Annotated in this window: 10 protein-coding genes; 3 read left to right on the top strand and 7 right to left on the bottom strand. The window is 61.0% G+C overall.

The window, feature by feature from the left end; translation table 11 throughout:
* Window positions 1-32 precede the first annotated feature (32 nt).
* From JFU04_RS05415 to JFU04_RS05430, 4 genes are all read right to left on the bottom strand, one after another.
* Window positions 33-503: a GNAT family N-acetyltransferase gene (locus JFU04_RS05415; RefSeq protein WP_201143635.1), complete on the bottom strand. Its 471-nt coding sequence runs from the start codon at window positions 501-503 to the stop codon at window positions 33-35.
* A gap of 103 nt (window positions 504-606) precedes the next feature.
* Window positions 607-1,947, bottom strand: coding sequence for a 30S ribosomal protein S12 methylthiotransferase RimO (gene rimO / locus JFU04_RS05420; RefSeq protein ID WP_207200633.1), 1,341 nt, complete (start codon window positions 1,945-1,947; stop codon window positions 607-609).
* A 180-nt stretch (window positions 1,948-2,127) separates the two neighbouring features.
* The gene (locus JFU04_RS05425; protein WP_106804992.1) at window positions 2,128-2,463 is read right to left on the bottom strand and encodes an addiction module antidote protein; all 336 of its coding nucleotides are present in this window, start codon (window positions 2,461-2,463) and stop codon (window positions 2,128-2,130) included.
* Complete coding sequence (locus tag JFU04_RS05430; protein WP_201146313.1) at window positions 2,460-2,783, bottom strand: type II toxin-antitoxin system RelE/ParE family toxin; 324 nt, start codon at window positions 2,781-2,783, stop codon at window positions 2,460-2,462. Before JFU04_RS05430 ends, JFU04_RS05425 begins: the two co-directional genes overlap by 4 nt.
* A 409-nt stretch (window positions 2,784-3,192) precedes the next feature.
* Here JFU04_RS05430 and JFU04_RS05435 point away from each other — a divergent pair, with 409 nt between their 5' ends.
* The 3 genes from JFU04_RS05435 (at window position 3,193) to JFU04_RS05445 (ending at window position 6,869) form a co-directional block, all read left to right on the top strand.
* A complete protein-coding gene (locus JFU04_RS05435) occupies window positions 3,193-5,094 on the top strand; it encodes a potassium transporter Kup (protein ID WP_065903251.1) in 1,902 nt (633 codons plus the stop codon).
* A gap of 210 nt (window positions 5,095-5,304) precedes the next feature.
* The gene (locus JFU04_RS05440) at window positions 5,305-6,411 is read left to right on the top strand and encodes an NADH:flavin oxidoreductase/NADH oxidase (protein WP_120447760.1); all 1,107 of its coding nucleotides are present in this window, start codon (window positions 5,305-5,307) and stop codon (window positions 6,409-6,411) included.
* 272 nt (window positions 6,412-6,683) lie between these two features.
* Window positions 6,684-6,869 (top strand): hypothetical protein, encoded by a 186-nt coding sequence (locus JFU04_RS05445; RefSeq protein ID WP_106804989.1) that lies wholly within the window; start codon window positions 6,684-6,686, stop codon window positions 6,867-6,869.
* A gap of 52 nt (window positions 6,870-6,921) precedes the next feature.
* On the opposite strand, the gene JFU04_RS05450 is transcribed toward JFU04_RS05445, so the two are convergent.
* The 3 genes from JFU04_RS05450 to JFU04_RS05460 form a co-directional block, all read right to left on the bottom strand.
* Window positions 6,922-8,547: a glucan biosynthesis protein D gene (locus JFU04_RS05450; protein ID WP_106804988.1), complete on the bottom strand. Its 1,626-nt coding sequence runs from the start codon at window positions 8,545-8,547 to the stop codon at window positions 6,922-6,924.
* 368 nt (window positions 8,548-8,915) lie between these two features.
* Complete coding sequence (locus JFU04_RS05455) at window positions 8,916-10,778, bottom strand: NAD(P)/FAD-dependent oxidoreductase (RefSeq protein ID WP_201143636.1); 1,863 nt, start codon at window positions 10,776-10,778, stop codon at window positions 8,916-8,918.
* A 119-nt stretch (window positions 10,779-10,897) separates the two neighbouring features.
* Complete coding sequence (locus JFU04_RS05460; RefSeq protein WP_065903235.1) at window positions 10,898-12,322, bottom strand: gamma-aminobutyraldehyde dehydrogenase; 1,425 nt, start codon at window positions 12,320-12,322, stop codon at window positions 10,898-10,900.
* Window positions 12,323-12,472 lie beyond the last annotated feature (150 nt).

Genomic DNA, 12,472 nt, shown 5'->3' on the forward strand with positions numbered 1-12,472 from the left:
CAAGCCAGCTCCCACAGGTGTTCTGCGCTGTGTCAGCCACTGCGTGCCTGTTGCTGCTGGCGCAAGCGCATGTGCAGCAACGGATACGGTTGCCCAAGGCCATCATGCTCCGTGCGTCCGATCACCTCGAACCCCTGCTTGAAGTAAAACCCCAGGGCCTGCGGGTTTTGTTCGTTAACGTCCAGTTCGTCGGCATTCATGCGCTCGACCGCGTAGCGCAGCAGTTGGCGGCCGAGGCCCTGGCCGCGGTGCTGCGGGTCGATGAACAGCATCTCGACCTTACCCGCAGCGACGCCGGCAAACCCGGTGATGCGTTGGCGCGAGTCCTTGGTGCAAATCAGCATCACCGCGTCCAGGTAGCGGGTCAGCACCAGGTTTTTCAGCAACTCGATGTAACTGTCTGGCAGAAAATCGTGGGTGGCCCGCACCGATGCCTCCCAGATGCGTGCCAATTCGGCGTAATCGCTGATTTTAGGTGTGTGGATAACCGAATGCTGACGCATGCCCGCTGCCCCTTTGCCTTGATGTGCGCTGATGGGCAAAACGATAGACCTAAAAAAGCCCCGCATCTTGTCCAGAGGCAGGGCTTTTTCAAAATATTACACGTCAGTCACGCTTCTCGGCCCACAGGTCGTATTCGTCGGCGTCCGTCACGGTGCACCAGACCTTGTCACCCGGCTTCAAACCGCTGGCATCGTCGATAAACACGTTACCGTCGATCTCCGGGGCATCGAAGAAGCAGCGGCCGACCGCGCCTTGCTCGTCGACTTCGTCGATCAGCACTTCGATTTCCTTGCCGATGCGCAATTGCAGGCGCGCCGAACTGATGGCCTGCTGGTGCGCCATGAACCGCTCCCAACGGTCCTGCTTGATGTCGTCCGGCACCACGGCCAGGTCCAGCAGGTTGGCCGGAGCGCCTTCCACCGGCGAGTACTGGAAGCAGCCGACGCGGTCCAGTTGGGCCTCGGTCAGCCAGTCCAGCAGGTACTGGAAGTCTTCTTCGGTTTCGCCGGGGAAGCCGACGATAAAGGTCGAGCGAATGATCAGCTCCGGGCAGATCTCGCGCCAGTTCTTGATGCGTGCCAGGGTCTTGTCTTCGAAGGCCGGGCGTTTCATGGCTTTCAGGACTTTCGGGCTGGCGTGCTGGAACGGGATGTCCAGGTACGGCAGGATCTTGCCGGCGGCCATCAACGGGATCAACTCGTCCACGTGCGGGTACGGGTAAACGTAGTGCAAGCGCACCCACACACCGAGGCTGCTGAGGGCTTCGCAGAGTTCGGTCATGCGGGTTTTCACCGGCGCGCCGTTCCAGAAGCCGGTGCGGTATTTCACGTCGACGCCGTAGGCGCTGGTGTCCTGGGAGATCACCAGCAGCTCTTTCACGCCGGATTTGACCAGGCGCTGGGCCTCGTCCAGTACATCACCGACCGGGCGGCTGACCAGTTTGCCGCGCATCGAGGGGATAATGCAGAAGCTGCAGCTGTGGTTGCAGCCTTCGGAAATCTTCAGGTACGCATAGTGGCGTGGGGTCAGCTTGATGCCCTGCGGCGGCACCAAGTCGATCAGCGGGTTGTGGTCCTGGCGCGGCGGCACGACTTCGTGCACGGCGTTGACCACCTGCTCGTACTGCTGCGGGCCGGTCACGGCCAACACGCTCGGGTGCACGTTGCGGATATTGCCTTCTTCCACGCCCATGCAGCCGGTCACGATGACCTTGCCGTTTTCCTTGATGGCCTCGCCGATCACTTCCAGCGACTCCGCCTTGGCCGAGTCGATGAAGCCGCAGGTGTTGACCACCACCACGTCGGCGTCCTGATAAGTGGACACCACGTCATAACCTTCCATGCGCAGTTGGGTCAGGATGCGTTCGGAGTCGACCAGAGCCTTCGGGCAACCCAGGGAAACAAAGCCAACCTTGGGGTTGGCCTTTGCGATGGTGGTGGACATGTCTAACCTCGGTATTGAATGACGCCGCCAGTCGGGCACGACAGGGCTGCGGACGGGCACTTGGTGTGCCTCTGATCAAAAAGTGCGCAATTCTAGCGACGGGCAACGCACTTGACCAGCTTTATGCAGGGAAATGCGACGAGTGCTGCGTTGGGTAATTCGCAGAGCCCTTCCACGCTCTCAAGCCCGCACGTCCTGCTCCGTGCGGTGCGCGACGACTTTGGACATGCCCACCCCCAACGCCTGGAGCACTTTCAGCAGGGTGGAAAGTTTTGGGTCGCCGCCGACGGCGATGGATCTGTAGAGATTAGCTCTATTGAGCCCGGTGTTCTGCGACAAGCTGAGCATTCCGCCACGAGCTTCCGCCACTCGACGAATAGCGACAAGAAACGCGTCCTCACCCCCCGCTTCATCGATTTCCTCAAGTGCGACGGATAGATATTCCAGGGCAAATGCTTCGTCGTCTCGGAGCATTTCAAGAACACTCTCTTCATGAGAACGAGTACGAATGGTCATTTTTGCTGCTCCTTGTAGGATTTCCAGAGAGCCTTGGCCTGATCGATGTCGTTCTGCTGTCTGGCCTTGGAGCCACCACCCAACAGGAAAACAATTTTTCGATCCACGATTGCGTAATACACGCGAAACCCAGGTTCGAAGTCGAGCTTCATCTCAAAGACCCCATCACCCACCGGCTCCGCCACCCCAAAGTGACCAAGGGATGCTCGGTCCACTCTGGTGGTGATTCTTGCTTTTGAACGGGTGTCTTGCACGGTGTCCACCCAAGCTTGGTAGATGTCTACGCCGTTGACTGACAGGACGTGTTTCACTTCGTATATAAGGAATGTACTTTAAAAGAGACAGATCGATGATTGAGTTTTTGTATCGACTGCGCGCCGCAGGGGCACGATTGATGGATCAGGTAAGCCGGTCAAGGAAACCCCGCTTGCACCGCTAAAGGCAGCATTACTAAGCCGGGCCCAAAATATACGGTCGGCCGTGATGCGCTCAATGCAGGCAAATAGGCCCTAAAATGCCTTGATCTCTTTTAATGACGGCAGAAAACGCCACCCCTATCACTTGAGCAGGGAAATGCGACGAGTGCTGCGCTATGCTTCGCGCCGTTGCACATGGGTAGAACCCCTGGGTCAATAAAACGTCTGTTACGAGAAGTAAAACAGCGCATGCTAGGGTCAGCTTAGGCGCGTTGTTTATAAAAGACCTCAGGTCAAAGGGCAGGAGTGGTTGATGGGTCACGCGAGTAGTCAGGCAGCAGGTGCCGAGCATTCAAACGCCAAGCCGATTGGCATGCTGGTGGCAGCGGTCGGGGTGGTTTATGGCGATATCGGCACCAGCCCGCTCTACACCCTTAAAGAGGTGTTCAATGGGGGGTATGGGGTTCAGGTCAACCATGACGGGGTGCTGGGGATCCTGGCGCTGATCTTCTGGTCGCTGATCTGGGTGGTATCGATCAAGTACATGCTGTTTGTACTGCGTGCGGACAACCAGGGCGAGGGCGGCATCATGGCGCTGACCGCGCTGGCGCGTCGCGCGGCGGGGGAGCGCAAGAAGCTGCGCAATTTCCTCGTGGTCTGTGGCTTGTGCGGGGCTGCGCTGTTCTACGGCGACAGCATGATCACCCCGGCGATTTCGGTCTTGTCGGCCATTGAAGGCCTGGAACTGGCATTCGATGGCCTGGATAAATGGGTCGTGCCCATCGCGCTGGTCGTGTTGGTGGCGTTGTTTCTGATCCAGAAACACGGCACCGACCGCATCGGCAAGCTGTTCGGACCGGTGATGGTGACCTGGTTCCTGGTGCTGGGTGGACTTGGTGTGTATGGCATCACCCTGCACCCTGAAGTGCTCAACGCCTTGAACCCGATGTGGGGCGTGCGTTTCTTCGAGGCTCACCCAGGCATTGGCGTGGCGATCCTGGGGGCGGTGGTGCTGGCATTGACCGGTGCCGAGGCGCTGTACGCAGACATGGGGCACTTCGGCCGCAAGCCCATCGCCCGCGCCTGGTTCATCCTGGTGCTGCCGGCGTTGGTGCTCAATTATTTCGGCCAGGGCGCGATGCTGCTCGGCGATCCGGAAGCTGCGCGCAACCCGTTCTACTTGCTGGCGCCGAGTTGGGCGCTGATCCCGCTGGTGGTGCTGTCGACCCTGGCCACGGTGATTGCGTCGCAGGCGGTGATTTCCGGTGCGTTCTCGTTGACGCGCCAGGCGATCCAGTTGGGTTATATCCCGCGCATGCACATCCAGCACACGTCCAGTGCCGAGCAGGGCCAGATCTACATCGGCGCGGTGAATTGGTCGCTGATGGTCGGCGTGATCCTGTTGGTGCTGGGCTTCGAGTCCTCTAACGCACTGGCGTCGGCCTACGGTGTAGCCGTGACCGGTACCATGCTGATGACCACGATCCTGGTGTCGGCGGTGATGCTGCTGCTGTGGAAATGGCCACCGATCCTGGCCGTGCCGGTATTGGTCTGCTGCCTGCTGGTCGACGGGCTGTACTTCGCCGCCAACGTGCCGAAGATCATCCAGGGCGGCGCCTTCCCGGTCTTGGCGGGGATCGTGCTCTTTGTGCTGATGACCACGTGGAAGCGCGGCAAGCAGTTGCTGGTCGAGCGCCTCGACGAAGGCGGCCTGCCGTTGCCGATCTTTATCAGCAGCATCCGTGTGCAACCGCCGCATCGCGTGCAGGGTACGGCGGTGTTCCTCACCGCGCGCCCGGACGCCGTGCCCCATGCGCTGTTGCACAACCTGTTGCACAACCAGGTGCTGCACGAGCAAGTGGTGCTGCTGACGGTGGTCTACGAGGATATTCCACGCGTACCGGCCGCCCGCCGCTTCGAGGTGGATGCCTACGGCGAGGGGTTCTTCCGGGTGATCCTGCACTTTGGCTTTACCGATGAGCCGGACGTGCCTGAAGCGCTGAAGCTGTGCCACCTCGACGAGCTGGATTTCAGCCCGATGCGCACCACCTACTTCCTCAGCCGTGAAACGGTGATCGCCTCGCGCATCAAGGGCATGGCCCGTTGGCGTGAAGCGCTGTTCGCGTTCATGTTGAAGAATGCCAACGGCAACCTGCGGTTCTTCAAGCTCCCGGTCAACCGCGTGATCGAACTGGGCACCCAGGTCGAGATGTAAGCCTGTGCACGACGGGAGCCGGCAATCGGCTCCCGCTTTCGTTCTGAACCCTGTGCAATCCAACGTTGTCGACTAGGCTGTAGGAGCAAGCTTGCTCGCGAAAAACGTCAATTAAAACGCGTTGATCCTGAATACACGCGGCGCCGGTGAGTCTTTCGCGAGCAAGCCTGCTCAGTTAAAAGAGCCCAAAAAGCCCAGAAGAGGTGCGCCATGAGTCAGCTGCTCGAACCCTATACCCTGCGCCAATTGACCCTGCTCAACCGCATCGCCGTGTCGCCGATGTGCCAATACTCCAGTGTCGATGGCCTGGCCAATGACTGGCACCTGGTCCACCTTGGCAGTCGCGCAGTCGGCGGCGCCGGGCTGATTTTCACCGAGGCCACCGCGGTGACCGCCGATGGCCGTATCACTGCCGAAGACCTGGGCCTGTGGAACGACGAACAGATCGAACCGCTGCAACGCATCACGCGGTTTATCGCAGCCCAGGGCGCCGTGGCCGGGATCCAGCTGGCCCATGCCGGGCGCAAGGCCAGTACTCATCGGCCATGGATCGGCAAGCATGGCAGCGTCAAGCCGGAGGACGGCGGGTGGGTGCCGGTGGGGCCGTCGCCGATTGCCTTTGACCCCAATCACACGCAGCCCCGGCAGTTGGACGAAGGGCAGATCCAACAGGTGATCGCCGACTTTGTCGCCGCCGCCAAGCGCGCGCTCACGGCCGGGTTTGAAGTGGTGGAAATCCATGCGGCTCACGGTTACCTGCTGCATCAATTCCTCTCGCCGATCAGCAATCAACGCCAGGACCAATACGGCGGCTCTTTTGAAAACCGTATCCGCCTGGTGCTGCAAGTCACCGAAGCCGTGCGTGCGGCCTGGCCTCAGGACCTGCCGCTGTTTGTGCGGGTGTCGGCCACCGACTGGGTGGAAGATGGCTGGAACCCTGATGAAACCGTTGAATTGGCGCGCCGCTTGAAGGATCTGGGTGTGGACCTGATCGACGTGTCCTCTGGTGGCACCGCCGCCAATGCCGAGATTCCGACGGGGCCTGGCTACCAGACGCGCTTCGCCGAACGGGTACGCAAAGAGTCGGGCATCGCCACCGGCACGGTGGGCATGATCACCGAACCGGCACAGGCTGAGCACATCCTGCGCACCTGCCAGGCCGATATTATCTTCCTGGCCCGTGAACTGCTGCGGGACCCGTACTGGCCGCTGCATGCCGATGATGATCTCGGCGGGCGCAAGGCGACCTGGCCGGCGCAGTATCAACGGGCAACCCATCGAGACCAGCCGATTCATGAGTCTGACTTGAGGGATTGATCCGCTTCGCGCTGCACTCGAAACCCACCCTGAACCGGTGGGTTTTTTTTGCATGATGCTGTGGGAAAAGTCCGTAGGTGATTGTTACTCAAGAGATTTTTTAAGTGAATGCTCTAAAAAAATCCCACACGTGACCAGATTGTTTCTACGCTTAGGGTAAGTCTGATTTCTGGCCCAGGGAGTCAGTCCGTTTGTCCGCGCAGGCCTTGTGCTTAAGGGGATGCAGGTGATGGGCGCCAGGAGTATTTGATCGATATCAGGAGAAACAGTCCATGGCCAAGTCCTATGGTGTTGCGGGTGCAGTGGTGTCTTTTCTGGCCCGCAGGGTGTTCATGCGTGGCTGCAGGTTGAGTTCGGACGAGGCTGAATTACTCGCGCAGTATCGCGCCCTGAACGAGAGTGACCAGGTGGCGATGCGGTATCTGATTGGGGCAATGAAGAGTGTGTCGCGGTTCTGAGGCGGGCATTTGAGTCCTGTGGGAGCGAGCAACCTCGCTCCCACAGGTGGCATCACGTGTATTTACGCGCCTCGGGTGCCGGCGGGAAGTACTGATACAGCCAGGTTTCACTCAAGGTGCGGTCCTGGGTGCGGATGAACAGGCGCAGTTCCACAGGCTCGACGCTGTCGCTGGTCGGGTACCAGTCGAACAGGATCCGATAGCCCTTGATGTTGTCGAGCACCAGCACGCTGAAGTCTTTAACTTCGCCGTGGGAGCAGGTCACCACCGGCTCGATCCCGGTGCCGGCCGGCAGGCGATCGAGGCCGCCGCCCTTGAAGTCCACGGCAAACCGACGCGCCCACACCTCTGGGTAATGCTCGCCCGGTGCCCAGCCTTCGGTAAAGCCGCCCATGCCTGAACGGGTGGCGTCGACCTGTGCCAGCGGCGTGCTCACCGGGGGCAGGGCGCTCCAGTAGAGCTTGTAGCCATAGTTGAGCGAATCGCCAGGCGCCACCGGTTTTTTCGGTGTCCAGAAGGCCACGATGTTGTCCAGGGTCTCGCCGGTGGTGGGGATCTCCAGCAGGTCGATCGAGCCTTCGCCCCAGGCGGTGGTCGGTTCTACCCACAGGCTTGGGCGCTTGCTGTACCAGTCCACAGTGTCCTGGTAGCTGGCGAACTCATGGTCGGTCTGCACCAGGCCGAAGCCTTTCGGGTCGGTGTCGGCGAATGCGTTGAACTGCAGCTTGGCCGGGTTGTTCAGCGGGCGACAAATCCACTCGCCATTGCCACGCCACATCGCCAGGCGATCCGAGTCGTGGATTTGCGGGTGGATGGTGTCGCACATGCGGCGTTCGTGGGTGCCGCAACTGAACATGCTGGTCATCGGCGCGATGCCCAGTTGTTCGATGGCGGTGCGCGCATTGATGTTGGCGTCGATCGCCATCACCACCTGGTTGGCCTGGCAGTCGATATCGAAGCGATAGGCGCCGGTGGCGCTCGGCGAGTCGAGCAGGGCGTAGACCACAAAGCGGGTGGCGTTCTTGTCCGGGGTCTCGAACCAGAACTGCGTGAAGTCAGGGAACTCTTCGCGCTTCTTCGCGTAGGTATCAATCGCCAGGCCCCGTGCGGAAAGTCCGTACTGGCCGGTGGAATCCACCGCGCGGAAGTAGCTGGCGCCGAGAAACGACAGCACGTCATGGCGATCCAGTTCCGGTGCCTTGAACAGCTTGAAGCCGGAGAAACCCAGGTCGCCGGTCAACTGTTTGGTGTCGACGGTGGTTTTTTCATAGTTGAACAGTGAAGGGCGGAAATGCACTTCGCGGGCTTCACGGGTCTTGGGGTCGACGCTGTGCATGCGCACCGGCGTCTTGAACCCCATGCCGACGTGGAAGAACTGCACGTCCAGTTGGCCGTTCAATTCCTTCCACAGCGAATGGTTGCCGTCGTACCCGATGGCGTTGAAATTCTGCGGGGTCATGGTCGCCAGGGTGGGCGGGAGTACCTGTTTGGTGTCTTTATACGCGGTCCCGGCGAGCTGCTTGGCCTGGGCCTTGAGCGTTTCAAAATCAAACGCCACGGCCTTGCCATCGGCGGCGCGGTTTCCGGCCCAGGCCTGCGCGGCGAGCAGGCCGCTGGCCGACAAACCGGTGTAAGCCGCAATGGCCATGGACGCTTTGAGCAAATTCCTGCGGTGCATAGAGACAACCTGTCGTGAGCAAATCCCGCGCCGTTCCTGGCACGTGCTGGATCAGAAAGTACGGTTCGGACATGCCTTCGGCCAAACGCAACGGACAATAAACAGACGCCGGATAGCTTAAGCGGTTCGATGACGTAGGAAAAATGATTGATAGCGGCGTGATGGCGTTGCATATGAAACAAGGTATTTCTCAGGAGCAGACAGTCCCCCTGTGGCGAGCGGGCTTGCCCCGCGTTGGGCTGCAAAGCAGCCCCAATACCCGACATCCGGTGTGTCTCAAAGAGCACCGCTGCCTCGAAGGGGCTGCTGCGCAGCCCAACGCGGGCCACGCCCCGCTTACCACAGGAAGCCTTCGCCACACGTGGCTTTCAACTCACCTCGCCGACCGCCCGGTACGCCTCATCAATCGCCGCATGGGCGTACGCACTCCACGCCGCATCCGAGTTGGCGATGCTCACGTGCCCCAGCGGCTTGCGCGCCAGGTTCATCAGCGCTTCGCTCTCGCCGGCGTTGTCGAACAAGCTGTTGGAAAAGTATGCATAGCCATGGGACCAGCGATTCACCGTGATCCCGAGGATATCGGTCTCGTGGTTGAACCCACCCGGGCCGAGCATGCGTTGCAGTTGGTCACGCAATTGCGTTTCCAGTTGCTCGAAGGTCTGCGCATACAACTTGCCACGCCCGGCGCGCGCCTGGTCGCGGGCGTTCATGCCGCTGTTGGGGCTGGTGGGCACGTAGACCATGTGCAAGCCAATCGGCTGCGTCGGGTCGCGCGGGTGGTCGTAGCCGCCCATGCTCACCGGGTAGTCCAGTTTGATGCGGCTGTACGGTTGGGTGGCCGCGTAAATCTCATGCACGCCAAGTTTCTGGAACGACTGCCAGTTGCGGATCACCACCTTGGTGTACACCAGCGGGAATTTCACGTTCTGGCTCAAGGCGTGGGCCTGGGGGGCCGGCAGGTCCTTAAGCAGGTACGGGATCATCATGTTGTAGCAGGCCAGGATGCAGCGTTTGCCACGCACCTGTGTGAGTTGTCCGCCACGGCTGTAGCCGATATGCACGCTGTCGCCCACGTTGCGCACGCTGACCGCCGTGCTGTTCAAGCGCACCCGTACCGGCGCCTTGGGTTGATCGAGCTTGGCGTAGTCAAACGCTGCCAGCACGATATCGTCCATGGTGTGCCCGGGTGCCACGCCGGGGACCAGGCTGCGCACCAGCAGGCGTGCGAGTGACGCGTTGCCATCCGGGAAGTGGTAGATGTAGGGCTCTTCCATTTCGGCAGCGGCTTCTTCGCTGATCGGTGCCAGGTTCATGCCGCCGAAACCTGGGAATCCCACGTTATAGGCGTCGGACGATGCCACGGCATCGATGCTCAAGGCCATGAAGTCATTGGTGCGGCTCTGGAAGTACTTCACCGCGCCTTCCGATAATCCGACGTTCTTCAGCAGGAAATCGCGGTAACTGGTGACCGCCAGGTAGTCGGCCTTTTGCTCGGCCGTCTTGCCCGGCAGGTAATCCTTGGGCGCCGTGTGCAGCTCGATCAACGCCTGACGGTCGGCGGGTGGCAGCGGGAAGTCATTGATGAAGTCGCTGATGGAGCGCGCATGCAATTGGTCGGGCGCGATGTCGTCGGCGACCATCGGCGTCGGGTCGCCGGTCACCAGTTTGTCTTCGCCAAAGTTCTCCTTGTCGAAGAACACCCCGCGCGACAGCCCCAGGCCCGGGTAGAACTGGCGGTCGAAGGCGGTCTCGAAGCGCTTGATGTTCACCCCGAGTTTTTTCAGCAGGCCATTCACTTGCTTGCTGTAGAGGTGGTTGGGCGACTGGAACGCCTCGCTGCCGCCGTAGCCGATGATCATGCGGCCGCCGGCCTGGAATTCATTGCGCTTGGCATGGCCGCCGAAGTCGTCGTGGTTTTCCAGGATCAGGATCTTCGCCTTGGGGTGCTTCTCGCGGTAGAACCACGCCGCCGACAGACCACTCAGGCCGCCCCCGACCACCACCAGGTCATAGTCCTCGGTGATCGGCAGTTTGTCGGTGTCGAAGACCTTCTTTTCCCAGCCCATCTGGTGCGCCACTTCGAACGAGCCGACATGGCTGCCGCGCAGGCCGGTGAGGGCGGGCGGGTAGTAGCGGCCGTCGGGCGCGGCCTGGAGGATTTGCAGCGGGGTCATGCCGGCGGCAATAGTGATGGCGACGCCGTTGAGGAAGTCGCGGCGGGTAATGTCCATGGGAACCTACGAATTATTTATTGTTATGAGGAGGTCCCCTGTGGGAGCGGGCTTGCCCGCGATAGCGTCGGCACAGACACGCCGCCATCGCGGGCAAGCCCGCACACAGGGGTAAAGCGTCAGTGCTTGAACATCACATGGCGTACGGTGGTGTAGTCCTCCAGCCCATACATGGACATGTCCTTGCCATACCCGGACAGTTTCTGACCGCCGTGGGGCATTTCACTGACGAGCATGAAGTGGGTGTTGACCCAGGTGCAGCCATATTGCAAACGCGCGGCCAGGCGATGGGCGCGTCCGACATCGGCGGTCCATACGGATGACGCCAGGCCGTAGTCCGAATCGTTGGCCCAGCCGAGCACCTGCGCTTCATCGGTGAATTTAGTCACCGACACCACCGGCCCGAACACCTCGCGGCGCACGATTTCGTCGTCCTGCTGCGCATCGGCCAGCACCGTCGGTTCAAAGAAGAAACCATTGCCTTCCACCGCCTTGCCGCCGGTCACCAGGCGGATGTGCGGCTGGGCCACGGCGCGTTCGACAAAGCCGGCGACGCGGTCGCGGTGCTGCGCGGTGATCAGCGGGCCGAGCTCGGTGGCCGGGTCATCCTGCAGGCCGTACTGGATGCTGGCGACTGCCGCGCCGAGCTTCTCGACAAACGCATCATAGATGTCCGCCTGGGCATAGATGCGGCACGCCGCGGTGCAGTCCTGGCCGGCGTTGTAGAAGCCGAAGGTGCGAATGCCTTCGACGGCCGCGTCGATATCGGCATCGTTGAAGATGATCACCGGGGCCTTGCCGCCCAGCTCCATGTGCATGCGCTTCACGCTGTCGGCGGTGCTGGAGATAATATTTGCGCCGGTGGCGATGGAGCCGGTCAGCGACACCATGCGCACTTTCGGGTGGTTCACCAACGGGCTGCCCACGGTCGGACCACGCCCGAACACCAGGTTGAGGACACCGGCCGGGAAAATATCGGCGGCCAGTTCGACCATGCGCAACGCCGTCAGCGGGGTTTGTTCCGACGGCTTGAGCACCACGGTATTACCGGCAGCCAGGGCAGGGGCGATTTTCCAGGCGACCATCATCAGCGGGTAGTTCCACGGCGCGATGGAAGCGATGACGCCCACCGGGTCGCGACGGATCATCGAGGTGTGACCGGGCAGGTATTCGCCGCCAGCCGACCCGCTCATGCAACGGCTGGCACCGGCAAAGAAGCGGAACACGTCGGCAATCGCCGGGATCTCATCGTTCAGTGCGGCGCTGTAGGGCTTGCCGCAGTTGTCCGATTCCAGCTTGGCCAGCTCTTCACCGTGGGCCTCGATCACGTCCGCCAGTTTGAGCAGCAGCAAGGAGCGGTCTTTGGGTGCGGTCTGCGACCAGCCTTCAAAGGCGGCATCGGCGGCGCGCACGGCGGCGTCGACCTGGGCTTCGCTGGCTTCCTTGATTTCCACCAGCACGCGGCCGAGCGCCGGGTTGAATACGGCTTGGGCCGGGCCTTCGCCTTCGACCAGGTGGCCGTTGATCAACAGTTTGGTTTGCATGGTTAATTCCTCCTCAAAGCGACAGTTCTATCTCTGGAGAAACCGGTTCGACTGTGGGAGCTGGCTTGCCTGCGATTGCGGTGGTTGAGTTGATACCGCTATCGCAGGCACGCCAGCTGCCACATTGACCGTGTTTCAACAGTAGCAATG

The organism is Pseudomonas sp. TH21 (assembly GCF_016651025.1).
GTDB classification, from domain to species: domain Bacteria; phylum Pseudomonadota; class Gammaproteobacteria; order Pseudomonadales; family Pseudomonadaceae; genus Aquipseudomonas; species Aquipseudomonas aylmerensis.

Coding starts and splice junctions, on each gene's coding strand:
- JFU04_RS05455 (WP_201143636.1), bottom strand. CDS start 10,778: ATGGACATTACCCGCCGCGACTTCCTCAACGGCGTCGCCATCACTATT.
- JFU04_RS05415 (WP_201143635.1), bottom strand. CDS start 503: ATGCGTCAGCATTCGGTTATCCACACACCTAAAATCAGCGATTACGCC.
- JFU04_RS05450 (WP_106804988.1), bottom strand. CDS start 8,547: ATGCACCGCAGGAATTTGCTCAAAGCGTCCATGGCCATTGCGGCTTAC.
- JFU04_RS05425 (WP_106804992.1), bottom strand. CDS start 2,463: ATGACCATTCGTACTCGTTCTCATGAAGAGAGTGTTCTTGAAATGCTC.
- JFU04_RS05435 (WP_065903251.1), top strand. CDS start 3,193: ATGGGTCACGCGAGTAGTCAGGCAGCAGGTGCCGAGCATTCAAACGCC.
- JFU04_RS05445 (WP_106804989.1), top strand. CDS start 6,684: ATGGCCAAGTCCTATGGTGTTGCGGGTGCAGTGGTGTCTTTTCTGGCC.
- JFU04_RS05440 (WP_120447760.1), top strand. CDS start 5,305: ATGAGTCAGCTGCTCGAACCCTATACCCTGCGCCAATTGACCCTGCTC.
- JFU04_RS05460 (WP_065903235.1), bottom strand. CDS start 12,322: ATGCAAACCAAACTGTTGATCAACGGCCACCTGGTCGAAGGCGAAGGC.
- rimO (WP_207200633.1), bottom strand. CDS start 1,947: ATGTCCACCACCATCGCAAAGGCCAACCCCAAGGTTGGCTTTGTTTCC.